Genomic DNA, 24,845 nt, shown 5'->3' on the forward strand with positions numbered 1-24,845 from the left:
GGCCTCCCGCAGGGCCGCCCCAAGGCAGGCCGAGACCCCTCGAGGGGGCAGCGAACGAAGGGAGCGTGGGGGTCATTCTCTTGCTCCTTCCTTGTCTGCCGTGCCCACGCGCTGCATCCAGTTGTAGAGGATGAAGCACAGCAGCAGGATGATGAGGAAATAGATCAGCGAGAAGGCCGCCGCCGGCCCCAGGTCGAACTGGCCCACGGCCTTTTGCGTCAGGTACTGCGACAGGAAGGTGGTCGCATTGCCAGGCCCGCCGCCCGTGAGCACGAAGGGCTCGGTGTAGATCATGAAGCTGTCCATGAAGCGCAGCAGCACGGCGATCATCAGCACGCCGCGCATCTTGGGCAGCTGGATGTAGCGGAACACCGCGAACTTGCTGGCGCCGTCGATGCGCGCGGCCTGGTAGTAGGCGTCGGGAATGGAGCGCAGGCCCGCGTAGCACAGCAGGGCCACCAGCGGCGTCCAGTGCCAGACATCCATGACCAGCACGGTAAGCCAGGCATGGGTGGCATTGCCCGTGTAGTTGTAGTCCACGCCCAGCGCGTTGAGCGCCGCGCCCAGCAGGCCGATGTCGGCGCGGCCGTAGATCTGCCAGATGGTGCCGACCACGTTCCACGGAATCAGCAGCGACAGCGAGACCACGACCAGCACCGCCGAGGCCTTCCAGCCCTGGGCCGGCATGGACAGGGCCAGCGCGATGCCCAGCGGGATCTCCACCAGCAGCACGGCCAGCGAAAAGCCGATCTGGCGCAGCAGGGCCGAGTGCAGTTCCTCGTCGCGCATGACCTGGGCAAACCATTCCGTGCCCACGAACACGCGCCGGTCGGGACTGATGATGTCCTGCACCGAGTAGTTCACCACCGTCATCAGCGGGATGATGGCCGAGAAGGCCACGCAGATGATGACCGGCAGGATCAGCAGCCAGGCCTTCTGGTTGACGGGCTTGATGGTCTGGCTCATGCCTGCAGCTCCTCGTTGACGTAGTAGCAGGTGTGGGGGCCCTGCAATTGCACCCAGACGGTCTGCCCTGCGGCGGGCAGGAAGGCGTCGGCGCCGCAGCGCAGCTTGAGAAGCCGCTCGCCCAGGCGCGCCACCAGCAGCTGGTGCGTGCCCACGTCCTGCACGCGCTCCACCGTGCAGGCCACGGCACCGGGCGCGTCGGCCGAGGCCAGTGTCAGGTACTCGGGGCGTATGCCCAGGCTCAGGGGCAGGCCGGGCGCCACGCTGGCCAGTGCGGCGGGCAGGGACAGGTACTGGCCCTCGGCCAGCAGCCGGCCGCCGTCCTGCTGCAGCGGCACGAAGTTCATGCCCGGCGAGCCGATGAAGTGGCCGACGAAGGCATGGCTTGGCCGCTCGAAGAGCTGGGCCGGCGTGCCCACCTGCACGGCACGGCCACGCGTCATGACCACCACCTGGTCGGCAAAGGTCAAGGCCTCCACCTGGTCGTGCGTCACATAGATCAGCGTGAGCCGCAGCTCGTGGTGGATCTGCTTGAGCTTGCGGCGCAGCTGCCACTTGAGCTGGGGGTCGATCACCGTGAGCGGCTCGTCGAACAGCACGGCCGAGACATCGGGCCGCACCAGGCCCCGGCCCAGCGAGATCTTCTGCTTGGCGTCGGCCGACAGGCCCGCCGCGCGCTGGTCGAGCTGGCCGCTCATCTCCAGCATCTCGGCGATCTGGCCCACGCGGGCGCGGATGCGGTCGGCAGGCATGCGGCGGTTCTTCAGCGGAAAGGCCAGGTTCTCGGCCACGGTCATGGTGTCGTAGATCACCGGGAACTGGAACACCTGGGCAATGTTGCGTTCCTGGGGCGTGGCGCGCGTCATGTCGCGGCCGTCGAACAGCACCTTGCCCTGCGAGGGGACCAGCAGGCCCGACATGATGTTGAGCATGGTGGTCTTGCCGCAGCCCGAGGGGCCGAGCAGCGCATAGGCGCCGCCGTCCTCGAAGACCATGCTCAGCGGCAGCAGCGCATAGTCGCTGTCCTGCTGCGGGTTCGGCTTGTAGGAGTGGGCCAGATCGAGTTCTATGCGGGCCATCTCATCGTCCCCCGGGCCGCGCCGGCGCCAGCAGCAGCGCGCCGTCCGTGCCGAACACGTAGGCATGGGCCGGATCCAGGTGCAGCGTGACCGCGCTGCCCAGGTCCAGGTGGTGCACGCCCGTGACCTGGGCCACCAGCTCGCCCCAGGGCGTGCTGGCATGCACGAAAGTGTCCGACCCCGAGATCTCGGCCAGTTCCACCACGCCTTGCAGCGCCACATCCCCGGGCCGGGCCTGCAGGCGCAGCGCGCTGGCTCGCAGGCCCAGGGTCAGGGGGCCGGCAGCGGCCAGGCCCACCGGCAGCGCCATGGGCAGCCGCGCGCCGCCGGGCAGCTCCAACCCGGTGTCCACGGCCTGCGCGGGCACCAGGTTCATGGGCGGATCGCTGAAGGCCCGCGCCACACGCAGCGAATTGGGTCGGTGGAACACCTCCGCCGTGGGGCCGTACTGCAGCAGCTCCCCCTCGTGCAGCACGGCCGTGTGGCCACCCAGCAGCAGGGCCTCGCCGGGCTCGGTGGTGGCGTAGACCACGGTGGAGCTGCCGGTGGCGAACAGCTGGGTCAGCTCCTCGCGCAGTTCCTCGCGCAGCTTGTAGTCGAGGTTGACCAGCGGCTCGTCCAGCAGCATCAGCGGAGCGCCCTTGGCCAGCGCCCTCGCCAGGGCCACGCGCTGCTGCTGGCCACCCGACAGCTCGGCCGGATAGCGGTCCAGGAACATCTCTATGTGCAGCCGCTCGGCCAGGGCGCGCACGCGCTGCGCCACGTCGCGATCGCCGCGCAGCTTCAGCGGCGAGGCGATGTTGTCCGCCACCGTGAGCGAGGGATAGTTGATGAACTGCTGGTAGACCATGGCCACATTGCGCTCGCGCACGGGCATGCCGGTCACATCGACGCCATCGACGCGCACCCGGCCTTCGGTGGGCACGTCCAGGCCGGCCATGATGCGCATCAGGCTGGTCTTGCCGGCCTGCGTGGCGCCCAGCAGCACGGTCACCGCGCGGCTTTCCAGTTCCAGGTGCATGGGGTGCAGCCAGGTCTGGCCGCCCACACGCTTGCTGATTCTCTCCAACACCAGTTCCACGACTGCCCTCTTTTTGGCGAGGCCGCCACCGGGGCAGCATTTGAACAAGGAGAAAGGCGGGCCTCCAAAGCGCGTTTGAAGGCCCGAACGTCTTCATTTTTGTTCTTTCCGGATCGCAGCCCATCAACACATACCCTAGGTGCTGTTCCTTTTTCTTCGTTTTAAAGTTCCCCAGCCCACGGCTGGCCGCGTCAAATGCGCTATAAACCCGTCGCCCGGCCCGATTGACTGCCCGACCATCCACCCGTCCCCCCGATCGCCCCTCCGATGGATTTGCCGTGAACACCAACCCCCGCCAACTACAGCTGCTGGACGAAGTCCGCAGCCGCCAGTCCACCACGGTGGAGCAGCTGGCCGAGATCCTGGGCGTGACGCTTCAGACCGTGCGCCGCGACATTCAGAAGCTGGCAGATGCCGGGCTGATGGTGCGCTTTCACGGCGGCGTGCGCGTGCCCAGCGCCACGGTCGAGAACCTGGGCCACCCCCAGCGCCAGGTGCTGCATGCCGAAGGCAAGTCGCGCATTGCGCGCGCCGTGGCCGAGGCCATTCCCAACGGCTGCTCGCTGATCCTGAACATCGGCACCACCACCGAGGCCGTGGCCCAGGCCCTGCTCAAGCACCGGGGCCTGCGCGTGATCACCAACAACCTCAACGTGGCGGCCATCCTCAGCTCCAACGCCGACTGCGAAGTCATCGTGGCCGGCGGCGTGGTGCGCACGCGCGACCGGGGCATCGTGGGCGAGGCCGCCGTGGATTTCATACGCCAGTTCAAGGTGGACATCGCCCTGATCGGCATCTCGGCCATCGAGCCCGATGGCAGCCTGCGCGACTTCGACATGCGCGAGGTCAAGGTGGCCCAGACCATCATTGCCCAGTCGCGCGAGGTCTGGCTGGCCGCCGACCACAGCAAGTTCCACCGCCAGGCCATGGTGGAGCTGGCACGCCTGGATCAGATCGACCGCCTGTTCACCGATACCGCGCCCCCTGCGCCCTTCGACGCACTGCTTCGCGAAGCCGAGGTGCAATGCGTGGTGGCGCAATAAGTTTTCCGCAGCCGCTGCGCCACCGCCCGCACAGGACACGCGCACCGGCCCTGCTTTTCCTGGATACCGCACCATGACCTATCTGCTTGCCCTGGACCAGGGCACCTCCAGCTCGCGCAGCATCGTCTTCGACACCCAGGGCCGCATCGTGGCCTCTGCCCAGCTGGAGCTGCCGCAGATCTATCCCCGCCCCGGCTGGGTGGAGCACGATCCGCGCGAGATCTGGCGCACCCAGCTGGCCACGGCGCGCGAGGCCCTGGCCAAGGCCGGGCTGGCGGCGGCCGACATCCGCGCCCTGGGCATCACCAACCAGCGCGAGACCACCGTGGTCTGGAACCGCGCCACGGGCCAGCCCCTGCACCACGCCATCGTCTGGCAGGACCGCCGCGCCGAGCCGCTGTGCGCCCAGCTGCGCGAGGCCGGCCATGCCGACACCATCCAGCGAAAGACCGGCCTGCTGATCGACGCCTATTTCTCGGGCACCAAGCTGCGCTGGATCCTGGACAACGTCAATGGCGCACGCGCCGCCGCCGAGCGCGGCGAACTGGCCTTCGGCACCGTGGACAGCTGGCTGATCTGGCAGCTCACGGGCGGACGCCGCCATGTGACCGATGTCTCCAACGCCAGCCGCACCATGCTGTTCAACGTCCACACCAACCAGTGGGACGACGATCTGCTGGCGCTGCTGGAGATTCCGCGCGCGCTGATGCCCGAGGTGCTGCCTTCCGCCGCCGATTTCGGCCGCACGGCAGCCGAGGTGCTGGGCGGCGAGATCGCCATCGGCGGCGTGGCCGGCGACCAGCAAAGCGCCCTCTTCGGCCAGGCCTGCTTTTCGGCCGGCATGGCCAAGAACACCTATGGCACGGGCTGCTTCATGCTCATGCACACGGGCGGCGTGTTCCAGACCTCTGCCAACGGCCTGCTGACCACCGCTGCGGCACAGCCCACCGCTGCGCCGGCCTATGCGCTGGAAGGCAGCGTCTTCGTGGGCGGCGCCGTGGTCCAGTGGCTGCGCGACGGGCTGCGCGCCATCGAGCACAGCGGCCAGGTGCAGCAACTGGCCGAGAGCGTGCCCGACTCGGGCGGCGTGATGATGGTGCCGGCCTTCACCGGACTGGGCGCCCCCTACTGGAAGCCCGATGCGCGCGGCACCATCACGGGCCTGACGCGCGGCACCACCATCGCCCACATCGCGCGGGCCGCGCTGGAATCCATCGCCTTCCAGAGCGCCGCCCTGCTGCTGGCCATGAGCCGCGACGCGGTGGCCAGCGGCGGCGCGCCGGTGAGCGAACTGCGCGTGGACGGCGGCGCCTGCGTTAACAACCTGCTCATGCAGTTCCAGGCCGACCTGCTGGGCATTCCCGTCGTGCGCCCGGCCTGCGTGGAGACCACGGCCCTGGGCGCGGCCTACCTGGCGGGCCTGTCCTCGGGCATCTACCAGAGCACCGAGGAACTGTCGGCGCTGTGGAAGGCCGAGCGCCGCTTCGTGCCCACGCTGGACAAGCACCGCGCCGACGAGCTGATGGCGCGCTGGGAGCATGCGGTGGCCCAGACCGCGCTGGCGGCCTGAGGCTGACTGTCTTGCGCCGGCTTGCCAGCCTGGTTGCTTGCGGCCTGTGGTTGGCAGGCTGTGCCGCGCCACCGCAGGCGCTGCCGGTCCCGCAGCCCACCGCCTGCGCACGCCTGCAATGGCTGGGCAGCACCACCCTTGCGCGGGACGAGCCCATCGACGGCGCCATCACAGGCGGCATCTCGGGCCTGGACTACGACGCGCAGCGCGGCGACTACGTGGCCATCAGCGATGACCGCTCGGCACGCGGCCCCGCGCGCTGGATGCGCCTGCGCATGGAGCCGCTGGACGCGGGCCAGCGCGCCGGCCCCAACCCCTGGCAGGCGCAGGTCACCGAAGTGCACCCGCTGCTGGATACCGAAGGCCACTGGCTGCGCCCGCGCCATGCCGCGCCCGCCACCCAGCCCGTGCCCGACCCCGAAGCCATCCGCCTGCTGCCGGACGGCGGCCTGCTGTGGACCGACGAAGGCGACCCGGGCCGGGGCTTTGGCACCTCGCTGGTGAGGACCGACGCCACGGGCCGCCAGATCGCGCGGTGGTTCTACGCATTCAAGGACAAGGACGGCAGGCCGGGCCTGCGCTCGAACTTCGGCTTCGAGGGGCTGGCCGTCACGCCGGACGGACAGCAGGCCTGGCTGGCCCTGGAGGCGCCGCTGCGCCAGGACGGACCGCGCGCCAGCGCCGCCACGGCAGGCGCGCCCGTGCGCATCAGCCTGGTCAGCCTGGACGACGGCCGGCTGCTGCGCCAGATCGCCTACCAGCCCGATGCCGTGCCGGCCGCCAGCTGGGCCCTGCCCCAGCGCGAGGTCAACGGCATCAGCGAAATCCTGCCGGACGGTCCCGACCATCTGCTGGTACTGGAGCGCTCCTACAGCCCGGGCCACGGCTTTGGCGCGCGGCTGTACCGCATCGGCCTGCAAGCGCCCGATACGCTGGCCATGGACAGCTTCATGCGCAACCCGCCGCAGGTGGCAGCCAAGCAGCTGATTGCGGACCTGTCCACGGTTCAGCGCGGGCGGCTGGACAACATGGAGGCCATGTCCTGGGGCCCGCCGCTGCCCGATGGCACGCGCGTGCTGGTGTTCGCCAGCGACGACAACTTCAACCCGGCGCAGGCCAACCAGATCCTGGTCACCGCCTACCGGCCCTCGACGCCCTGCGCCCCCTGAAGGCGCTTCAGGGCGTGGCCTGCACCTGCTCCTGCGGCAGGTAGATGCGCGTCAGACCGCGCGCAATCGCCTCCACGATCTGCTCGCGCCGCAGGCCGATGTGCTCGGCCATCAGGCGTTCGCTGGCCTGGGCGTCGCGGTCGCTCAAGGCCTGCAGGATTTCCAGGTGCTCTTGCTGGGTGGAGGCGCGCCCCACGTTCTCCATGTCGATCCACCGGATGAAGCGGATGCGCTCGTTCAGGCTCACCAGCATGCGCCGCAGCTCGGCATTGCCAGCCATGTCGGCAATGCGCAGGTGAAAGCCCTCGTCCAAGTCCACCAGCTGCCGCACCGGCGTGTCGGAGGCCACGCGCTGGCTCTGCTCCAGATAGGCCCGCGCCTCGTCGATCTGGGCATCGGTGGCGCGCTCCACGGCCAAGCGCACGCATTCGCGCTCCACGGCCACGCGGGCCTCGTACAGGTCCAGTGACTCCTTCACGTCCAGCTCGCGCCGCATGTAGCCGCGGCTGGCGGGCAGCAGAAAACCGTCGGCCACCAGCCGCGTCAGTGCCTCGCGCACGGGCGTGCGGCTCACGCCCAGGCGCAGCGCCAGTTCGCTCTCGCTCAGGCGCTCGCCCGGTTTGAACTCGTAGGAAATGGCCATGTCACGCAGCGTGCTGTAGACGCTGGAGCCCCGTTCGTGGCGGATGTTGGAGATTTTCATGGCGCCATTGTGCCCTCTGGCGCTTTGGATACTTTTAAGTATACTGAAATGGATTCTTAAAAACCCCTCAGCCAACCTGCCCGGAGACTCCCGACATGACCACCGCTTTCAATGGCGCCGACGCCATGGTCCGCATGCTTCAGCTCAACGGCGTCAAGCACATCTTCGGCCTGTGCGGCGACACCAGCCTGCCCTTCTACGACGCCATGGCGCGGCTGGACCACGGCATGGACCACATCCTCACGCGGGACGAGCGCAGCGCCGGCTACATGGCCGACGCCTATGCGCGCGTCACCGGCAAGGTGGGCGTGTGCGAAGGCCCCAGCGGCGGCGGCGCCACCTACCTGCTGCCCGGCCTGGCCGAGGCCAACGAATCCTCGGTGCCCGTGCTGGGCATCACCTCGGACGTCTCCGTGGGCGCGCGTGGCAAGTTCCCGCTGACCGAACTGGACCAGCAGGCGCTGTACAGGCCGCTGACCAAGTGGAATACCACCATCGACCGCGTGGACCAGATTCCGCATGCCGTGCGCAGCGCCTTTCGCGCCATGACCACGGGCCGGCCCGGCGCCACCCATATCTGCCTGCCCTACGACGTGCAAAAGCACGCGCTGGATCCGGCCGATGTCTGGGCCCAGCCAGGGCATGACCACTATCCGGCCTACCGGTCCACGCCCGATCCAGCGGCCGTGGCCGAGGCGGCCGACCACCTGGTGGCGGCACGCTCCCCCGTGCTGATCTGCGGCGGCGGCGTGCTCATCGCGGGCGCCAGCGCCGCGCTGGATGCGCTGGCCACCCTGCTCAACGCGCCCGTGTGCTCCAGCGTCAGCGGCCAGGGCAGTCTTGCCGGCAGCCATCCGCTCAATGCCGGCGTGGTGGGCACCAATGGCGGCGTCGAGGCCACGCGCGCCGTGGTGGCGCAGGCCGATCTGGTGATGTTCATCGGCGCCCGGGCCGGCTCCACCACCACCGAGCACTGGCAGATGCCCTCGCGCAAGGTGACCATCGTCCATCTGGACGTGGATGCCATGACCATAGGCACCAACTACCGCACCGACGTGGCCCTGGTGGGCGACGCCCTGCTGGGCCTGCAGGCGCTGCACGCGGCCGTGCAGCAGCGCATCGCCCGCCGCCCCGCCGATGCCGCGGACGGCGCCGCGCTGGCGGCCACCGCGCGCGCCGCCAAGCAGGCCTTCTTCGCGCCGCTGGCGGCCTCGCTGGAGCGCCCCATCAAGCCCGAGTGCGTGGTGGACACGCTCAACCGCCTGCTGCCCGCGCGCGCCATCGTGGTGGCCGACCCCGGCACGCCCTGTCCCTACTTCACGGCCTATTTCGACGCGCCCCAGGCCGGCCGGCACTTCATCACCAACCGCGCGCACGGGGCGCTGGGCTTTGCCATGTCCGCCGGCTTTGGCGCAGCCATCGGCCAGCCCGATTCCGTGGTGGTCGCGGTCATGGGCGACGGCAGTTTCGGCTTCACCTGCGGCGAGCTGGAAACCATCGTGCGCCGCAACGTGCCGCTGAAGATGATCGTGTTCTCCAACAGCGTGTTCGGCTGGATCAAGGCCAGCCAGAAGTCCGGCTACGATGAACGCTACTTCTCCGTCGACTTCAACCGCACCCACCATGCCCGCGTGGCCGAGGCCTTCGGCGTCAAGGCATGGCGCGTGGAGGACCCGGCAGACCTCGAAGCCGCGCTCAAGGCTGCGCTGATGCACGACGGCCCGGCGCTGGTGGATGTGATCTCGCAAGAGCTCCAGGACACGGCCGTGCCGGTGAGCCAATGGATGGGTTGACGCCAGGCCCCACGCACAGACCCCCTCTCCCCTCTGCCCGTCAATGCGCTTGAAAAGGAGTTTCCATGCCCTGCCGCCCTTCACGCAGCCCTACACGCAGCCCTTCACGCCACCTCTACCGCCGCCAGCTGCTGCTGGCCATGGCCGCCGCATCCCTGCTGGGGCCGGCGGGCACGGCGTTCGCGCAGGGTGCCGCCCCGCTCAAGCTGGTCATCACCTTCCCGCCAGGGGGCAGCACCGACATCGCCGCGCGCATACTGCAGCCGCGCCTGGGCGAGGTGGCCGGGCGGTCGGTGATCGTCGAGAACCGCCCCGGCGCCGCCAGCCAGATCGCCACCCAGTACGTGGCCAAGTCGGCCCCGGACGGCAACACCCTGCTGTTCAGCTTCGACACCCATGCCATCAATCCCATCGCCAAGTCCCGGCTGCCCTACGACACCTTCAAGGACTTCACGGGCGTGTCGCTGGCGCTTCGCTTTCCGCTGGTGATCGGCGCCTCGGCCTCGGTGCCCGCCAAGGACCTGGCCGGCTTCCTGGAGCTGGCGCGCCGCAACCCGGGCAAATACAGCTACGCATCGACCGGCCTGGGGTCCATGAACCACCTGGTGATGGAAGACATCAAGCGCCGCTCGGGCACCTACGTGCTGCACGTGCCCTACGGCGGCGGCGGCCCGGCCGTGCAGGCCGTGCTCGGCAATGTGTCCGACCTCACGCTGCTCAGCTACGCGGCGCTGCGCGGCCAGATTTCGGCGGGCAAGATCAAGCCGCTGGCGGTGACCGGCCTCAAGCGCCTGCCCGAGCTGCCCGACGTGCCCACCGTGGCCGAATCGGGCTTTGCGGGCTTCGAGGCCTATTCGTGGATCGGCGTGTTCGCGCCTTCCGCCACGCCGGCCGCCACGGTGCACAAGCTCACCGAAGACTTCCAGGCCACGCTGAACACGCCCGACATCCGCAGCAAGCTCATGCAGTCGGGCTTCGAAGTCATGGCCACGGACGGACCCACCCTCGACCGCTGGGTGCGCCAGGAATATGAGCGCTGGGGCCGCTTCGTGCGGGACAACAAGATCCAGCTCGAAGACTGAGAATCCGGACGGCACCCCCTTACAACACAGGAGCATTCATGGCACTTCCGCTGGACCACATCGTCATCGCCGTGCAGGACCTCGAGGCCGCCGTGGCGGACTACCGCGCGCTGGGCTTCCAGGTCGTCATCGGCGGCCGCCATCCGGGCCGCACCTCGCACAACGCGCTGGTCGTCTTTGCCGATGGCGCCTACCTGGAGATCATTGCCTGGACCGCCCCGGCCCCCGAAGAGCGCTGGTACCGCACGCTGCGCGACCATGGCGAAGGGCTGGTGGACTTCGCCCTGCTGCCCCGCAGCACCTCCCAGGCCCTGGCCGAGGCGCGCGGGCGGGGGCTGGACACCCTGGTCGGCCCCGTGGACGGAGGCCGCGTGCGCCCCGACGGCGCGCAACTGCTGTGGCAGACGGCGCGCCACGCCACGCCCGACCTGCCCTTCCTGTGCGGCGACGTCACGCCGCGCGCGCTGCGCGTGCCCGAAGGCAGCGTGCGCGAGCATCCCAACGGCGCGCTGGGCGTAGCCTCGCTGACCGTCGCCGTGCACGATCTGGACGCCAGCCTGGACCGCTACCGGGCGCTGCTGGGCCCGGGCCTGCCGCAGGAGAAGCTGGACAACCAGGGCGCGCGGCTGGCATTGCCGGGGTTCGACCTGCTGCTGCAAGGCGCGCAGGCACTGGCGGCCTGCGACGCACTGCGCCAGCGCCTTGCCACGCGCGGAGAGGGCCCTTGCGCGCTCACCCTGCGCCAGCGGCCCGGCGCCCCGGCACAGCCCCTGGACCTGGCCGCCAGCCATGGCGTGGACATGCGCTGGCACGGTGGGAACACGCTCTAAACTCTTCGTTTTCCTTCTCCACCGCCACCAGTATGAACACCGTTTCCACAGCCTCCCCTGTCATCGCCTTCATCGGTGGCGGCAACATGGCCAGCGCCATCATCGGCGGACTGATCGGCCAGGGCCAATCCGCAGACCGCATCGTCGTCGTCGAACCCTTCGAGGCTGCACGCGATGCGCTGCGCACGAACTTCGGCATCACGGCCCATGCCGATGCCGCGGCCGCCGCCAGCGCGCTGGACGGTGCCGGCATCGTGGTCTGGGCCGTCAAGCCCCAGACCTTCAAGGAAGCCGCCCAGACCGTGGCGCCGCACACCGCCCAGGCCCTGCACCTGAGCGTGGCCGCCGGCATTCCCACGGACGCCATCGCCCAGTGGCTGGGCACGGGCCGCATCGTGCGCGCCATGCCCAATACGCCTGCCCTGGTGGGCAAGGGCATGACGGGCCTGTTCGCCCGCGCCCAGGTCGATGCCGCAGGCAAGAGCGCCATCGAGCAGGTGGTGGCCACCACGGGCCAGTTCGTCTGGGTCGACCAGGAAGCGCACCTGGACGCCGTGACCGCCCTGTCGGGCTCGGGCCCGGCCTATGTCTTCCTGTTCCTCGAAGCCATGACACAGGCTGGCGTTGACATGGGCCTCACGGCCGAGCAGTCCTACCGCCTGGGCGTGGCCACCTTCCAGGGCGCGTCGGAGCTGGCCGCCCGCTCCACCGAAAGCGCCGACGTGCTGCGCCAGCGCGTCACCAGCAAGGGCGGCACCACCCACGCCGCCATCACCCACCTGCAGGCGCAACAGGTGCCCGAGCATTTCGTGGCCGCCATGCGGGCGGCGGAAACACGGGCCAAGGAGCTGGCCGCCGAGTTCGGCCGCTGAGCCCGACGCAGCGCGCCCAGGCACCATGCAAAAGGGAGGCACCGGCCTCCCTTGTTTTTTCAGCGCTGAGCCCTCAGCGCAGCGCAAACCCCAGCGCCACGCCCGCGAACAGGCTGGCACCGATCCAGTGGCTCTTGCTGAAGGCGACGAAGCAGCCTTCGCGCGTGCGGTGGCGGATCAGGGTGAAGTGCCAGATCACCTGGGCCGCAGCCACGGCCAGGCCCAGCCAGAAAGGCCAGGCCAGGCCGAAGGGTGCCAACGCCCAGACCGTGAGCAGGCCGCAGAGCACGAAGAAACCCATGACGGCCGCCACGTCGAAGCGGCCCAGGGTGATGGCCGAGGTCTTCATGCCGATCTTGAGGTCATCGTCGCGGTCCACCATGGCGTATTCGGTGTCATAGGCCAGCACCAGGAACATGTTGGCCAACCACAGAATCCAGGCCGTTGCGGGCACCTGCCCCTGCACGGCGGCGAAGGCGATGACGATGCCGAAATTGAAGGCGATGCCCAGAAACGCCTGGGGCATGGCGAAGAAGCGCTTGGTGAACGGGTAGAGGATGGTGAACAGCACGGCGGGCACGGACCAGGCCACGGCCTCCCAGCGGGTGGTCAGCACCAGGCCCAGCGAAACCAGGGCCAGGGCCGCGCCCAGCAGCGCGGCCTCCTTCACCGAGACCAGTCCCGAGGTGATGGGGCGCTGCGTGGTGCGCTTGACGTGGCGGTCGAAGTCGCGGTCGGCGATGTCGTTGATGCAGCAGCCGGCGCTGCGCATCAGCACCGTGCCCAGCACGAAGACCACCAGCAGATGCCAGCCCGGAAACCCGCCCGCCGCCACCCACAGTGCGGCCAGCGTGGGCCAGACCAGGACCAGCCAGCCGGCCGGCCGGTTGAAGCGGACCAGATCCAGGTAGAGCGACAGTTTGCTGCGCCGGGGCGCAGGCATGGGCGTAGAGGAGGAGGTAGGCATGGCGTCTGGGCGCCGATGGCGGCCGTGGGCCGACCATCGCACGCATCACATTCGAAAATGCCCGCATTGTCGCCGCTGGGCGGGCGGGCTCGGCGGCGCGCCTCAGCAGCGCCTGCCGGCAACGCGGGTTTGCGCCCACTCCACGGCACAGATCACCAGCGCCATCCAGGCCAGGCCCAGCAGCCAGCCAGCCAGCACATCGCTGGCATAGTGCACGCGCAGCACGACGCGGCTGGCGCCCACGCCCAGGGCAACGGCCAGGGCCGCCAGGCCCACGCACCAGCGCCAGGCAGGCCGCAGGTACGGCAGCAGCAGCCAGGCCAGCATCAGATAGAGCACGAAGGTGCCGGCGCTGTGGCCGCTGGGGAAGCTGAAGCCGCCCTCGGGCACCCAGCCGCCCACGGGGCGCGGGCGGCCCACGCTGGTCTTGATGGCGCGTATCCACAGGCCGACTCCCGCCGTGGCCACCACCCAGGCGGCCGCATGCAGCCAGTCGCGGCGCCACAGCAGCAGCGCCAGCACGGCAACAGACAGCGACACCATCCAGCCCACATGGCCCAGCTGGGTGAAGGCGACCACGGGGCGCACCCAGGCATCGGTGGCATGGCCAGCAAGCCACTGGTGCAGGGCATCGTCCAGCACCGGCCAGTCGGTGCAGGAGGCGCAGCCTGCGGGCTGGCCCAGGCCCAGCATGTCGCGCACCATCACGCCCAGGGCCAGCGCGGCCAGCAGGCCCACCGCAACCAGGCCCTGCCATGCGGCGCGTGGCATGGGCAGGCCTGCATGGCGCAGCCGCGCGGCGGCGGGCAGGCGCAGGTAGAAAAAAAGGCCGCCCAAGGCGGCCAGTACCAGGCACAGGCCGCTCGTGGCGGCGTGTGCGTCAATCCAGGTCCGGAGCATGCGCGGTCATCACTCCCGGGCCGTGGCAGGTGCTTGGGACATGTGCAGCATCACTCTTCAAGCAGGGCACGCAGCATCCAGGCGGTCTGCTCATGCACGGTCAGGCGCTGGGTCAGCAGGTCGGCCGTGGGCTCGTCGCTGGCCTTGTCGGCCAGCGGGAAGAGGCTGCGCGCCGTGCGTGCCACGGCTTCATGGCCTGCCACCAGGATGCGCACCATCTCCAGGGCCTTGGGCGGATCGTGGGGCACGTCGGCCAGGCTGGTGAGCTTGCCGAAGTCGGCATAGGAGCCCGGTGCGAAATGGCCCAGGGCGCGGATGCGCTCGGCGATGGGATCAACGGCGTTCCACAGTTCCGTGTACTGCCCCATGAACATGGTGTGCAGTGTGTTGAACATCGGGCCCGTGACGTTCCAGTGGAAGTTGTGCGTTGTCAGATAGAGCGTGTAGGTGTCGGCCAGCAGGGCCGACAGGCCCTTGGAGATGGCGGCACGGTCCTTGTCGCTGATGCCGATGTGGATGGCGCTGGAGCGCACGGACACCGGTGCGACATCGGCCGTCGCTGCCTGCACGGTCTTGGCGGCCTGCACGGCCTCTGGCTTCTTTGCACCGGACTTGTCTTTGCTGGCATTTTTGGCCATGGGATCCCTTTCAACTTCGTACGGATGGAATATGCCCCGGGCAGACCGCCCGGAGACCGAAAGCAACGATAACGCAAGCGCGGTGGCCCTGGAGGCACGGCCCGCGCAGCGGTGCAGTCATCAGGACAGGCGTTTGACGCCGGGCAAGGCGCAGGCGTAGACCGCGTTGCGCAGGGCGGCGATGGCCTCGTAGCGCGTGAAGCTGCGGCGCCAGGCCAGGACCACGCGGCGCGTGGGCGGGGCCGAGCCGTCGTCCTCGAGGATGGGCAGGTAGCGGATGTGCGGCTCGTCGGTCTTGCGGCGGCGCGCCGTGGTCTCCAGCGCATCGGCGGGCACGGACAGGCGCGGCACCAGGGTCACGCCCATGCCGGCGGCCACCATGTGCTTGATGGTCTCCAGCGACGAACCTTCGAAGGTGCGGCGAATGCCTTCGGCATTGCTGGCATAGCGTGCGAACTCGGGGCAGACCTGGAGCACATGGTCGCGGAAGCAGTGGCCCGAGCCCAGCAGCAGCATGGTCTCGTTCTTGAGATCGCTGGTGGAGACATGGTCCTTCTGGGCCAGCGCATGGGTGCTGGGCACGGCAGCCATGAAGGGCTCGTCATACAGCGGCGCCAGCGCCAGGCCGGTGTCGGGGAAGGGCTCGGCGACGATGGCGCAGTCGATCTCGCCCGTGCGCAGCATCTCCAGCAGCTTGATGGTGTAGTTCTCCTGCAGCATCAGCGGCATCTGCGGCGTGCGCAGGATGGAGTTGCGCACCAGATCGGGCAGCAGGTAGGGGCCGATGGTGTAGATCACGCCCAGCGTGAGCACGCCCGACAGCGGGTCCTTGCCGCGCTTGGCGATTTCCTTGATCTCGGCGGCCTGCTCCAGCACACTTTGCGCCTGCCGGATGATCTCCTCTCCCAGCGACGTGACCGACACTTCGCCGGCGCTGCGCTCGAAGAGCTTGACATCGAGCTCCTCCTCCAGCTTTTTGATCGCCACGGACAACGTGGGCTGGGACACATAACAGGCTTCGGCGGCGCGGCCAAAATGCTTTTCACGTGCCACGGCCACGATGTATTTGAGTTCGGTAAGTGTCATTGGCGAGCTGTGTCTGGGAGGGAACCTCGGGAAATACGATGGTCTTAGACCTGGAACCTGGGCCGAAACCTTCGTGCAACCAGGCCTTGCGGCCCGGTTGCCGGGGTGCTCCCCTCAAAAGTTCCTGTGCAGACTCTAGGATTTGTCCTATTTCGATTGTGCCAGTCCTCGTCCACGCATGACCACTGCGCGCTCCCCGACCTGCCGGCTTTTTGCATTTATCCACCTAGTGCAGCGGCCGGCGCATCCGGTCGCGCTGCTGCATGAGCTGGTCCATGCCTATCAATGCTGCCAGGCCTATGGCCACGATCACGGTAAAGACGGGAAGGTCCAAAGCGCTGATCACGGCAAAACCTTGCGGCCGAGCATACCGCTGTGTCTCGGAAATGCATACAAAGTCTGCTGCGGCCATGCCCGTGTAATGCATGGAGCATACTGCCGCCCCCATCACGGCAGCCGCCAGCGCCCGCATGCCCAGCGAGCCGGTGCGAAACGACAGCCAAAGAGCGGCGCTGGCCGCCACCACGGCAATGGCCACGGACAGCACCACGGTGGGAACGGACCAGACGATGAAGCCCGGAAAGCGCATGCCGTACATGCCCAGGTAATGCATGAAGGCCACGCCCAGGCCCAGCAGGGTGCCGGCGCCCAGCACGCGCAACCCGCTTTCGGGCCGCCGCGCGACAAAGGCCAGCGCCACCGAGGTCGCAGCGACGGCAGCCACCAGGGACACCAGGGTTTCGACCATGGAGTAGCCCGAGCCCATGCCCAGGTTCAGCGCCAGCATGCCCGTGAAATGCATGGACCACACGCCTATGCCGCCCAGCGCCGTGCCGGCCGCCAGCAGATTCAGCCAGCTGATTCCCGTGCGCCCGCGGATGCGCTGTGCCGCCGTGAGGGCCACGAAGGAGCCCAGCACGGCAATGCCATAGGACAGGGCCACCAGGCCCATGCGCCAGGAGGTCTCGACGAGTTCATTCGCTTGAACGGCTTCATTCATGTGGACGGCTCCTCATTCTCAGAAAGATGGGACAACACAAGAGTGATCACGGCCGTCCTCCCCGTGGGGAAGCGTGGGGAGGAGTGGCAGGCCATCCCCTCCCGGATGGACCTACCCTGTTTTTTGCGACTCAATGTACCAAAATGTCACAAATACTCAATGCCGTCGCCGCGCGCAGATGTCACCGCCAGGACCGCATGAAGCGCTCCCTACCGACAGCTACAACGCACACGCAAACCTTGCCTGGCGCGGGCTGCAGGCCTGCGGAGCAGGCCGCCACCAGGCAGCGCCCGCGCGCGTAAAAATACGTAACAGGAACATCCCGCAAGCAGGGGCCGGCCCATCAGGCCTTGAGGAATTCGGCCTTGCCGCCCAACCAGCGGTCCACATGCCGCTGGGCCAGTTGCGGGTGCTGCTCCAGCATGCGAGGCGCCAGCTCGCGGGCCCAGTCGAGCAGCATCAGGTCCTGCTCCAGATCGGCAAAGCGCAGCATGGGAGCGCCTGATTGGCGCGCACCCAGGAATTCGCCCGGACCGCGAATCTCCAGGTCGCGCCGCGCGATCTCGAAGCCGTCGTTGGTTTCGGCCATGGCACGCAGCCGGTCCTTGGCCGTCTCGCCCAGGCGGCCGCTGTCTCCCACCGAATACAGCAGCACGCAGGCCGAAGCTGCAGCGCCCCGTCCCACGCGCCCGCGCAGCTGGTGCAGCTGCGACAGGCCAAAGCGCTCCGCATGCTCGATCACCATGAGCGAAGCGTTGGGCACATCCACGCCCACTTCGATCACCGTGGTGGAGACCAGCACGCCCATGACGCCGGCCGAGAACAGCTCCATCACCGCCTTCTTCTCGGCCGTGGGCATGCGCGAATGCAGCAGGCCGACCATGACATCGGGCAGCATCTCGCTGAGGTAGGCGTGGGTGGCCGTGGCGTTGGACAGGTCCAGCGCCTCGCTTTCCTCGATCAGCGGACACACCCAGTAGACCTGGCGCCCCTGGGCGACCTGGGCGCCGATGCGTTCGATGACTTCGTCCTTGCGGCTGTCGGCAATGAGCTTGGTGACGATGGGCGTACGCCCAGGCGGCAGCTCGTCGATGGTGGAGACATCCAGGTCGGCGTAGTAGCTCATGGCCAGGGTGCGCGGGATCGGGGTGGCGCTCATCATCAGCAGATGGGGCTCCATGCCCGAGGCTGCGAGTTTCTGGCGCAGCGCCAGCCGCTGGGCCACGCCGAAGCGGTGCTGCTCGTCGATGACGGCCAGCGCCAGGTTCTTGAACTCCACCTGGTCCTGGATGACGGCATGCGTGCCCACCACCAGGGCCGCCTCGCCGCTGCGGACCAGCTCCAGCATGGCGGTGCGCTCCTTCTTCTTCTGCGCGCCGGCCAGCCAGGCCACGCGCTTGCCCAGCGGGGCCAGCAGCGGCTCCAGCCAGCCGACCAGCTTGCCGAAATGCTGCTCGGCCAGGATTTCGGTGGGCGCCATCAGCGCGCACTGCCAGCCGGCCTCGATGCAGGCCACGGCCGACAGCGCCGCCACCACCGTCTTGCCCGATCCCACATCGCCCTGCAGCAGCCGGTGCATGGGCATGCGGCGCTCCATGTCGGCGAGGATCTCGCCCACCACGCGCTGCTGGGCACCGGTCAGGCCAAAGGGCAACTGGTCGAGAAACTGGCGCGCCAGTCCCTGGGCGCTGTCCATGGGCAATGCGCGCAGCACGGGCGCCCTGAGCCGCGCGCGCTCGCGCTTGGCCTCGTATTGCGACAGTTGCTGGGCCAGCAGTTCCTCGGCCTTCAGGCGCTGCCAGGCCGGATGCGAATGGTCTTCCAGCGTGGCCAGGGCCACATCGGGCGTGGGATGGTGCAGGAACTGCAGCGCGTCACGCAGGCTGAACAGCGGCGGCAGCCCGCCGTTGCCGTGGAAATGGGCCACGGGCGGGTGCTCTCCTGCGGGCAGCGTATCGGAGAGGTCGGCCCGCAGCATGGCCGTGGCCGCTGCGCGGCGGATATAGGCCTGGGGCAGTCCTGCCGCCACCGGATAGACGGGCGTGAGCGCCGTGGGCAGATCCCCCCCGGCCGCGCGGAACGCGGGGTGCAGCATCTGCCGTCCCCAAAAGCCGCCCTTGACCTCGCCGCGTATGCGCAGCCGCGCGCCCACGGACAGGGTTTTCTGGTGCGAAGGGTAGAAGCTGAAGAAGGTCAGCACGCATTCGGCCGTGCCGTCGTCCACCGTGACCTTGAGCATGCGGCGAGGGCGCAGCTGCACTTCGCTGTGGGTGACCGTGGCCTCGATCTGCACCGTATCGCCTTCGCGCGCATTGCGCAGCGCGGTGATGCGGGTCTCGTCCTCATAGCGCAGCGGCAGGTGCAGCGCAAGGTCGATGTCGCGCACCAGGCCCATTTTCTGCAGCGCCTTCTGCGCGGGACTGGCGGCAGGCCTGGCAGCGGACTGTGCGGGCGTGGCGGCCTTGTCGCCCGAAGTGGCCGAGGCCTTGCCGGCCTTCCTGGCGCCGCCCTTGCCTGCGCCAGCCTTTGCCTTGCCGGCGCGCGCGGCCTTGCCACCAGGGGCGTCGCGCCCCAGGTCGGGAAAGGCAGAGGAGACGTTCAGGGGCATGGGCTTTCCTGTTTCAGAACATGCGCGTTGGCTGGCAGCATAGTGTATGAATATACAGGTGTAGGCAACACGCCACGTTCATGCCGGCCGGCCCTGCCCAAAGCACCCTTGACGCCCCGGGTCTCTGGGGAAGCCGCTACCATGCACGCTGACGTTACGTAGTGTTACCCCGCCACCGAATGCCATGTTGAAGCGTATCAATGTCCAGCATGTCACTCTGGGCATGTTCCTGCACGAGTTCTGCGGCTCCTGGATGGAGCATCCCTTTTGGCGAACCCGTTTCCTGCTTCGCTCCGAGGCCGATCTCCAGCGTCTGCGCGCCACCTCCATCCAGGAAGTCTGGATCGATGTGCGCAAAGGCCTGGACGTGGGCGTGCAGGTGCCCTGCCTGCGCTTCGACCCGCAGGACGAGCTTCGCCACCAGATCCCCGACAACGCCCGCCCTGCGTCCGAGCAGAGCACGGCCCCCATCTCCACCGCCACCGAGCTGCGCCGCGCGGCCCAGACCTGCGCCCAGGCCAGGCAATTGCTGAGCCGCCTGTTCAGCGATGCGCGGCTGGGCCGGCCCGTGGACGCCTCGGCCGCCGGACAGCTGGTGGACGATGTGACGGCCTCCGTGGCACGCAATCCCCATGCGCTGATCGGCCTGGCCCGCCTGAAGACCGCCGACGACTACACCTACATGCACAGTCTGGCCGTGTGCGCGCTGATGGTGGCCCTGGCCAAGCGCATGGGCCTGGACGACCACAGCCTGCGCAAGGCCGGCATGGCCGGCCTCATGCACGATCTGGGCAAGACCGCCATTCCGGTGACCGTGCTCAACAAGCCCGGCCCGCTGGACGACGCCGAATGGGCGCTGATGCGCGCCCATCCACGCCACGGCGAGCAGCTGCTGCGCCCGCTGGGCCTGGACGACGAGGTCATCGATGCCTGCCTGCACCACCATGAAAAGGTGGACGGCAGCGGCTACCCCGACGGGCTGCAGCAGGGCGACATCGGCCTGCTGGCGCGCATGACGGCGATCTGCGACGTCTACGATGCCATCACCTCGGACCGGCCCTACAAGAAGGGCTGGCCGCCTTCGGAGGCGCTGCGTCGCATGGCCGAGTGGAGTCCGCGCCATTTCGACAAGCGGCTGTTCGAGCAGTTCGTGCAGACCGTGGGCATCTACCCGCTGGGCTCGCTGGTGCGCCTGCATTCGCAGCGTCTGGCGGTGGTGGTCGATGCCTCGCCGGCCAGCCTGCTGGCGCCGCGCGTCAAGGTCTTCTATTCGCTGCGCCAGTCCTGCCGCATCACGCCGGAGATCGAGGACCTGTCCGAAAGCCAGGGCAACGACCGCATCATCGCGCGCGAAGACCCTGCGGACTGGGACTTCCCCGATCTGGAATCGCTGTGGCTGGAGTTCGAGCGCCAGCCTCAGGCCGCCATGGCCAGGTGATCGCCGGCAATTCCGGGGATGACCCCAGGGTTTGCGACAATTGCCAGCTTCCGTTCAACGAACTTGGAACGGGCCATGTCCGGCCCTCAAGCACTGCATGTCCTCCCTGTCCCGTGTGTTCTCGCTCAGCGATTTCGACTTCGAGCTTCCCGAGAAGCTGATTGCCCAGCATCCTGCCGCCCAGCGCAGTGCCTCGCGCCTGCTCGACGGCCGCGACGATGCCAACCCGCCCGCCGACCGCATCTTCCACGAGCTGCCCGATCTGCTGCAGCCCGGCGACCTGCTGGTGTTCAACGACACGCGCGTGATCAAGGCGCGCATCTTCGGCGAGAAGGCCAGCGGCGGCCGGCTGGAGCTGCTGGTCGAGCGCGTGCTCGAAGGCAACGACGTCGTGGCCCACATGCGCGTCAGCAAGAAGCCCCTGCCCGGCTCGCGCATCCACCTGTGCGGCGGCAAGAACGGTGGCGGCTTCGACGCCATGCTGCGTGGCCGCTGGCCCGACGAGAACGGCCCGCTGTTCCACCTGAGCTTTGAAGGCCCGCGCGGCGAGACGCCCCATGAGCTGATGGAGCGCTTCGGCCATCTGCCGCTGCCGCCCTACATCGAGCGCCACCAGGAAACCGGCAACGACCCCGATGCCGCCGAAGACAGCGAGCGCTACCAGACCGTCTTCGCGGCCCGCCCCGGCGCCGTGGCCGCGCCCACGGCCGCACTGCACTTCGACGACGCCGTGCTGGCCCGCCTGGCCGAGCGCGGCATCGAACGCGCCAGCGTCACGCTGCACGTGGGCGCCGGCACCTTCCAGCCCGTGAAGACCGAGAACCTGGCCGACCACCAGATGCACAGCGAGTGGTACGAAATCCCGCTGGCCACCCTGGCCGCGCTGGAACGCTGCCGCCAGCGCGGCGGCCGCATCATCGCCGTGGGCACGACCACGGTGCGTACGCTGGAGTCCTGGGCCCAGACGGGCAACTTCTCAGGCGATACGCGCATCTTCATCACACCGGGCTTCGAGTACCAGGTGGTCGATCTGCTGATCACCAACTTCCACCTGCCCAAGAGCACGCTGATGATGCTGGTCAGCGCCTTCGCCGGCTACGAGCAGGTGATGGCGCTGTACCGCCATGCGATCGCGCAGGAGTACCGCTTCTTCAGCTATGGCGACTCCATGCTGTTGAAGAAGAAAAGCACCCCCTGAGCGGCCGGCTTAGGCCCTTGCTTGGTGTCCCTCGCCTCAGGCCGCGCCAAGCCCGAAACGCCGCATGTTCAGCCAAAGTAATGGCAAAGCCTGCGGCCCTTGACCTCGTGCACGCTGACGGGGATGCCGTAGAGGCTGCTGAGGACCTCGTCCTGCACGACCTCGGCCGGCGTGCCCGCCACGGCCAGGCGGCCGTCCTTGAGCGCGATGATGTGGTCGGCGTAGCAGGAGGCGAAGTTGATGTCGTGCAGCACCATGACCACGGTCTTGCCGCGTTCGGTGACGGCGCGGCGCAGCAGGCCCATCATGCTGACGGCATGGGCCATGTCCAGGTTGTTCAGCGGCTCGTCCAGCAGGATGAAAGGCGTGTCCTGGCACAGCACCATGGCGATGTAGGCGCGCTGGCGCTGGCCGCCTGACAACTCGTCGAGAAAGCGCTCGGCCAGCGGCGTGAGCTGCAGGTACTCCAGCGCCTCGTCCACATGGCGCAGGTCTTCGGGGCCCAGCCGGCCCTTGCTGTGCGGAAAGCGGCCGAAGCCCACCAGGTCGCGCACCGTCAGGCGCAGCGTGCTCTGGTTGTCCTGGCGCAGGATGGCCATGATGCGCGCCAGCGCCTCGGTGGGCGTGGTGGCCACGTCGAGGCCGGCCACCCGCACCTTGCCCGCCGTGATGGGCATGAGGCGGCTGACCAGGGACAGCAGCGTGGATTTGCCGGCCCCGTTGGGGCCGATGATGGCCGTCAGCGCCCGCTCGGGCACGTTGAAGTTGAGCTCCTGCAGCACGGTCGTGCCGCCATGGCGCTTGAGCAGATCACGCACCTCGATCATTGGGTCCCCTTGCGCATGAGCAGCACGATGAAGACGATTCCACCCAGGAACTCCACCACGATGCTCAGCACGGTATTGAATTGAAAAAGCTGCTCCAGCAGCACCTGGCCGCCCATGAGCAGCACGCAGCCCCAGAGCACGGCCGCAGGCAGCACCCAGGCATGGCGGCGCGTGCCCATGGCGTGATACGCCATGTTGCTGACCAGCAGGCCGAAGAAGATGACAGGCCCGACCAGGGCCGTGGACACGGCCACCATGCAGGCCACCACGGCCAGCAGCCGCAGCACGCGGCCATCGTAGTCCAGGCCCAGGCCGATGGCGGCATCGCGCCCCAGCGAGATCACGTCCAGCACGTGGCGCTGGCGCCAGATCCAGGCGCTGCCCAGCGCGATCAGCAGCAGCGACGGCACCAGCAGCTGCAGGTTCACCGCGTTGAAGTTGGCGAACATGCGGTCCTGCAGCGCCGTGAACTCATTGGGATCGAGCACGCGCATGGCCAGCCCCGCCAGGCTGCGAAAGAAGATGCCGCCCACCATGCCCACCAGCAGCATCAGGTGCAGGCTGCTGGCATGGCCCACGAAGAGCCAGCGCATCAGCAGCACGCTGAAGCCCACCATCAGCACGATGTTGAGCGCATAGCGCCCGACCTCGCCCATGGCGGACACGCCTGCCGCGCCCAGCATCAGCACCATGGACGCCTGCACGAACAGGTACAGCGCATCCAGCCCCATCACCGAAGGCGTGAGGATGGTGTTGTGCGACACGGTCTGGAACACCACGGTGGACAGGCCGATGGCGCAGGCCACCAGGGCCATGGTCAGCACCTTGGCGCCCCGGTGCTCCAGCACGAAGGCCCAGTCGGTCCTGACGCCCACGGTCATGAAGGCCAGCAGGCACAGCAGCGCCAGCCCTCCCAGCAGCGCCAGGCGTCGGCCCCGGCCCCAACTGCGCGCAGACGGATCGGCGCAAGCAACGGATTGCGGCAGGCTGCTCATGCACGGTCCTTGCGGCGGCGCAGGATGAGCGCCAGGAACAGGGCACTGCCCAGCACGCCCAGCACGGTGCCCACGGGGATTTCATAGGGCGCGATCAGCATGCGCCCGACCAGATCGCACAGCAGGGTCAGGCCCGCGCCGATCAGCGCCACCCACAGCACGCTGCGGCGGACGTTGTCACCCAGGACCAGGCGCACCACGTTGGGCACGATCAGTCCCACAAAGGGAAGGCTGCCGGCCGTGACCACCACGGCGGAAGTGGCCACGGCCACCACCACCAGCCCCTGCCAGACCAGGCGCCGGTAGTTCAGGCCCAGATTGGTGGCAAAGCTCTCGCCCAGGCCGGCGACGGTGAAGCGGTCGGCCGCCAGGCAGGCCAGGGCGGTGACACCCAGCGACAGCCACAGCAACTCGTAGCGGCCCTGAACCACCAGCGAGAAATCGCCGTTGGACCAGGACTTGAGCGCCTGCATCATGTCGAACTGCAGCGCCAGAAAGCTGGCGGCTGCCTCCAGCACGCCGGCCAGCACCAGGCCGACCAGGGGCACCATCCACGACGAGCGCAGCCGGATGCGCGAGAGCACGGCCAGGAACAGCGCCGTGCCCAGCAGTGCCGCCACGGCCGAAATTCCCATCTTGGCCATCACCGGCCAGTGCGGCACCCAGAGGAACGCAGCCAGCATGCCCAGGCTGGCCGACTCCACCGTGCCCACGGTGGAAGGCTCCACGAAGTGGTTGCGTGCCAGCATCTGCATGAGCAGTCCGCAGACCGCCATGGACGCGCCGGCCAGCAACAGGGCCAGGGTGCGCGGCACGCGGCTGTAGACCAGCACCTGGCTGGCCAGGTCGTCCTCGCTGCGCGACCACAGCACGCTCCAGTGCATGTCGCCCGCGCCCACCATCAGGCTGGCCAGCGACAGCGCCAGCAGCAGGCCCAGCGCGAAAAGCCAGGCAAGGGCCTGGCGAGAGGGGCGTGACATGGGCACGGCGTGCGCGGTGG

22 protein-coding genes are annotated in these 24,845 nt (G+C 68.6%); 9 read left to right on the plus strand and 13 right to left on the minus strand.

Annotated elements, in window-relative coordinates:
* Positions 1-72 precede the first annotated feature (72 nt).
* Genes AC5I49_RS19935 through AC5I49_RS19945 form a run of 3 tightly spaced genes read right to left on the minus strand, consistent with a single transcriptional unit; the run spans position 73 to position 3,126 of the window.
* Positions 73-966: a carbohydrate ABC transporter permease gene (locus AC5I49_RS19935; protein ID WP_034363482.1), complete on the minus strand. Its 894-nt coding sequence runs from the start codon at positions 964-966 to the stop codon at positions 73-75.
* Entirely contained in the window at positions 963-2,045 is a 1,083-nt protein-coding gene (locus tag AC5I49_RS19940; RefSeq protein WP_016452006.1) for an ABC transporter ATP-binding protein, read from the minus strand. Before AC5I49_RS19940 ends, AC5I49_RS19935 begins: the two co-directional genes overlap by 4 nt.
* A gap of 1 nt (position 2,046) precedes the next feature.
* Positions 2,047-3,126 (minus strand): ABC transporter ATP-binding protein, encoded by a 1,080-nt coding sequence (locus AC5I49_RS19945; protein WP_016452007.1) that lies wholly within the window; start codon positions 3,124-3,126, stop codon positions 2,047-2,049.
* A 278-nt stretch (positions 3,127-3,404) separates the two neighbouring features.
* On the opposite strand from AC5I49_RS19945, the gene AC5I49_RS19950 reads away from it, so the two are divergent.
* The 3 genes from AC5I49_RS19950 to AC5I49_RS19960 all read left to right on the plus strand — a co-directional run bounded on the left by AC5I49_RS19950 (position 3,405) and on the right by AC5I49_RS19960 (position 6,908).
* Entirely contained in the window at positions 3,405-4,169 is a 765-nt protein-coding gene (locus AC5I49_RS19950; protein ID WP_016452008.1) for a DeoR/GlpR family DNA-binding transcription regulator, read from the plus strand.
* A gap of 73 nt (positions 4,170-4,242) precedes the next feature.
* The gene (gene glpK / locus AC5I49_RS19955) at positions 4,243-5,739 is read left to right on the plus strand and encodes a glycerol kinase GlpK (RefSeq protein WP_495789785.1); all 1,497 of its coding nucleotides are present in this window, start codon (positions 4,243-4,245) and stop codon (positions 5,737-5,739) included.
* Positions 5,740-5,750: 11 nt separating this feature from the next.
* Entirely contained in the window at positions 5,751-6,908 is a 1,158-nt protein-coding gene (locus tag AC5I49_RS19960; RefSeq protein ID WP_495789786.1) for an esterase-like activity of phytase family protein, read from the plus strand.
* Positions 6,909-6,915: 7 nt separating this feature from the next.
* Here the strand turns inward: AC5I49_RS19960 and AC5I49_RS19965 are convergent, their stop codons facing one another.
* Complete coding sequence (locus AC5I49_RS19965; protein WP_310036531.1) at positions 6,916-7,611, minus strand: GntR family transcriptional regulator; 696 nt, start codon at positions 7,609-7,611, stop codon at positions 6,916-6,918.
* 95 nt (positions 7,612-7,706) lie between these two features.
* Here AC5I49_RS19965 and AC5I49_RS19970 point away from each other — a divergent pair, with 95 nt between their 5' ends.
* From AC5I49_RS19970 to proC, 4 genes are all read left to right on the plus strand, one after another.
* Complete coding sequence (locus tag AC5I49_RS19970) at positions 7,707-9,404, plus strand: thiamine pyrophosphate-binding protein (RefSeq protein ID WP_495789787.1); 1,698 nt, start codon at positions 7,707-7,709, stop codon at positions 9,402-9,404.
* Between the two features lie 65 nt (positions 9,405-9,469).
* The gene (locus tag AC5I49_RS19975) at positions 9,470-10,486 is read left to right on the plus strand and encodes a tripartite tricarboxylate transporter substrate binding protein (RefSeq protein ID WP_495789788.1); all 1,017 of its coding nucleotides are present in this window, start codon (positions 9,470-9,472) and stop codon (positions 10,484-10,486) included.
* 38 nt (positions 10,487-10,524) lie between these two features.
* On the plus strand, positions 10,525-11,316 hold the full coding sequence (locus tag AC5I49_RS19980; RefSeq protein WP_495789789.1) for a VOC family protein: 792 nt from the start codon (positions 10,525-10,527) through the stop codon (positions 11,314-11,316).
* 32 nt (positions 11,317-11,348) lie between these two features.
* Entirely contained in the window at positions 11,349-12,188 is an 840-nt protein-coding gene (gene proC / locus AC5I49_RS19985) for a pyrroline-5-carboxylate reductase (protein WP_277849310.1), read from the plus strand.
* 73 nt (positions 12,189-12,261) lie between these two features.
* On the opposite strand, the gene ubiA is transcribed toward proC, so the two are convergent.
* From ubiA to recG, 6 genes are all read right to left on the minus strand, one after another.
* On the minus strand, positions 12,262-13,131 hold the full coding sequence (gene ubiA, locus AC5I49_RS19990; RefSeq protein WP_046242069.1) for a 4-hydroxybenzoate octaprenyltransferase: 870 nt from the start codon (positions 13,129-13,131) through the stop codon (positions 12,262-12,264).
* 126 nt (positions 13,132-13,257) lie between these two features.
* On the minus strand, positions 13,258-14,055 hold the full coding sequence (locus AC5I49_RS19995) for a phosphatase PAP2 family protein (protein WP_061287263.1): 798 nt from the start codon (positions 14,053-14,055) through the stop codon (positions 13,258-13,260).
* A 50-nt stretch (positions 14,056-14,105) separates the two neighbouring features.
* Positions 14,106-14,693 (minus strand): Dps family protein, encoded by a 588-nt coding sequence (locus tag AC5I49_RS20000; protein ID WP_016449155.1) that lies wholly within the window; start codon positions 14,691-14,693, stop codon positions 14,106-14,108.
* Between the two features lie 120 nt (positions 14,694-14,813).
* Positions 14,814-15,779 carry a LysR substrate-binding domain-containing protein gene (locus AC5I49_RS20005; RefSeq protein ID WP_016449154.1) on the minus strand — a complete coding sequence of 322 codons (966 nt, stop codon included), beginning with the start codon at positions 15,777-15,779 and terminating at the stop codon, positions 14,814-14,816.
* Positions 15,780-16,005: 226 nt separating this feature from the next.
* Entirely contained in the window at positions 16,006-16,779 is a 774-nt protein-coding gene (locus AC5I49_RS20010) for an MHYT domain-containing protein (protein WP_043789162.1), read from the minus strand.
* Between the two features lie 343 nt (positions 16,780-17,122).
* Complete coding sequence (gene recG, locus AC5I49_RS20015; RefSeq protein ID WP_046240191.1) at positions 17,123-19,387, minus strand: ATP-dependent DNA helicase RecG; 2,265 nt, start codon at positions 19,385-19,387, stop codon at positions 17,123-17,125.
* Positions 19,388-19,571: 184 nt separating this feature from the next.
* Here recG and AC5I49_RS20020 point away from each other — a divergent pair, with 184 nt between their 5' ends.
* Complete coding sequence (locus AC5I49_RS20020; RefSeq protein ID WP_016449151.1) at positions 19,572-20,825, plus strand: HD-GYP domain-containing protein; 1,254 nt, start codon at positions 19,572-19,574, stop codon at positions 20,823-20,825.
* A 97-nt stretch (positions 20,826-20,922) separates the two neighbouring features.
* Positions 20,923-22,023 carry a tRNA preQ1(34) S-adenosylmethionine ribosyltransferase-isomerase QueA gene (queA, locus tag AC5I49_RS20025; RefSeq protein ID WP_495789790.1) on the plus strand — a complete coding sequence of 367 codons (1,101 nt, stop codon included), beginning with the start codon at positions 20,923-20,925 and terminating at the stop codon, positions 22,021-22,023.
* 68 nt (positions 22,024-22,091) lie between these two features.
* Here queA and AC5I49_RS20030 read toward each other — a convergent pair whose 3' ends face one another.
* From AC5I49_RS20030 to AC5I49_RS20040, 3 genes are read right to left on the minus strand one after another with little or no spacing between them, the layout of a single operon-like run.
* Positions 22,092-22,850 carry an iron ABC transporter ATP-binding protein gene (locus AC5I49_RS20030; protein ID WP_495789791.1) on the minus strand — a complete coding sequence of 253 codons (759 nt, stop codon included), beginning with the start codon at positions 22,848-22,850 and terminating at the stop codon, positions 22,092-22,094.
* Positions 22,847-23,845, minus strand: a complete 999-nt coding sequence (locus AC5I49_RS20035) for an iron chelate uptake ABC transporter family permease subunit (RefSeq protein WP_495789792.1) — start codon at positions 23,843-23,845, stop codon at positions 22,847-22,849. The genes AC5I49_RS20030 and AC5I49_RS20035 overlap by 4 nt, the downstream gene beginning before the upstream one ends.
* Positions 23,842-24,825, minus strand: a complete 984-nt coding sequence (locus AC5I49_RS20040; RefSeq protein WP_016452016.1) for an ABC transporter permease — start codon at positions 24,823-24,825, stop codon at positions 23,842-23,844. Before AC5I49_RS20040 ends, AC5I49_RS20035 begins: the two co-directional genes overlap by 4 nt.
* Positions 24,826-24,845: the final 20 nt, after the last annotated feature.

This window comes from Delftia sp. (assembly GCF_059499305.1).

Excerpts from the sequence above, each read along its gene's own strand:
- AC5I49_RS19935 (WP_034363482.1), bottom strand. The coding sequence starts at position 966 with ATGAGCCAGACCATCAAGCCCGTCAACCAGAAGGCCTGGCTGCTGATC.
- AC5I49_RS19940 (WP_016452006.1), bottom strand. The coding sequence starts at position 2,045 with ATGGCCCGCATAGAACTCGATCTGGCCCACTCCTACAAGCCGAACCCG.
- glpK (WP_495789785.1), top strand. The coding sequence starts at position 4,243 with ATGACCTATCTGCTTGCCCTGGACCAGGGCACCTCCAGCTCGCGCAGC.
- AC5I49_RS19965 (WP_310036531.1), bottom strand. The coding sequence starts at position 7,611 with ATGAAAATCTCCAACATCCGCCACGAACGGGGCTCCAGCGTCTACAGC.
- AC5I49_RS19970 (WP_495789787.1), top strand. The coding sequence starts at position 7,707 with ATGACCACCGCTTTCAATGGCGCCGACGCCATGGTCCGCATGCTTCAG.
- AC5I49_RS19975 (WP_495789788.1), top strand. The coding sequence starts at position 9,470 with ATGCCCTGCCGCCCTTCACGCAGCCCTACACGCAGCCCTTCACGCCAC.
- AC5I49_RS19980 (WP_495789789.1), top strand. The coding sequence starts at position 10,525 with ATGGCACTTCCGCTGGACCACATCGTCATCGCCGTGCAGGACCTCGAG.
- proC (WP_277849310.1), top strand. The coding sequence starts at position 11,349 with ATGAACACCGTTTCCACAGCCTCCCCTGTCATCGCCTTCATCGGTGGC.
- ubiA (WP_046242069.1), bottom strand. The coding sequence starts at position 13,131 with ATGCCTGCGCCCCGGCGCAGCAAACTGTCGCTCTACCTGGATCTGGTC.
- AC5I49_RS19995 (WP_061287263.1), bottom strand. The coding sequence starts at position 14,055 with ATGCTCCGGACCTGGATTGACGCACACGCCGCCACGAGCGGCCTGTGC.
- AC5I49_RS20000 (WP_016449155.1), bottom strand. The coding sequence starts at position 14,693 with ATGGCCAAAAATGCCAGCAAAGACAAGTCCGGTGCAAAGAAGCCAGAG.
- AC5I49_RS20005 (WP_016449154.1), bottom strand. The coding sequence starts at position 15,779 with ATGACACTTACCGAACTCAAATACATCGTGGCCGTGGCACGTGAAAAG.
- AC5I49_RS20010 (WP_043789162.1), bottom strand. The coding sequence starts at position 16,779 with ATGAATGAAGCCGTTCAAGCGAATGAACTCGTCGAGACCTCCTGGCGC.
- recG (WP_046240191.1), bottom strand. The coding sequence starts at position 19,387 with ATGCCCCTGAACGTCTCCTCTGCCTTTCCCGACCTGGGGCGCGACGCC.
- AC5I49_RS20020 (WP_016449151.1), top strand. The coding sequence starts at position 19,572 with ATGTTGAAGCGTATCAATGTCCAGCATGTCACTCTGGGCATGTTCCTG.
- queA (WP_495789790.1), top strand. The coding sequence starts at position 20,923 with ATGTCCTCCCTGTCCCGTGTGTTCTCGCTCAGCGATTTCGACTTCGAG.
- AC5I49_RS20030 (WP_495789791.1), bottom strand. The coding sequence starts at position 22,850 with ATGATCGAGGTGCGTGATCTGCTCAAGCGCCATGGCGGCACGACCGTG.
- AC5I49_RS20035 (WP_495789792.1), bottom strand. The coding sequence starts at position 23,845 with ATGAGCAGCCTGCCGCAATCCGTTGCTTGCGCCGATCCGTCTGCGCGC.
- AC5I49_RS20040 (WP_016452016.1), bottom strand. The coding sequence starts at position 24,825 with ATGTCACGCCCCTCTCGCCAGGCCCTTGCCTGGCTTTTCGCGCTGGGC.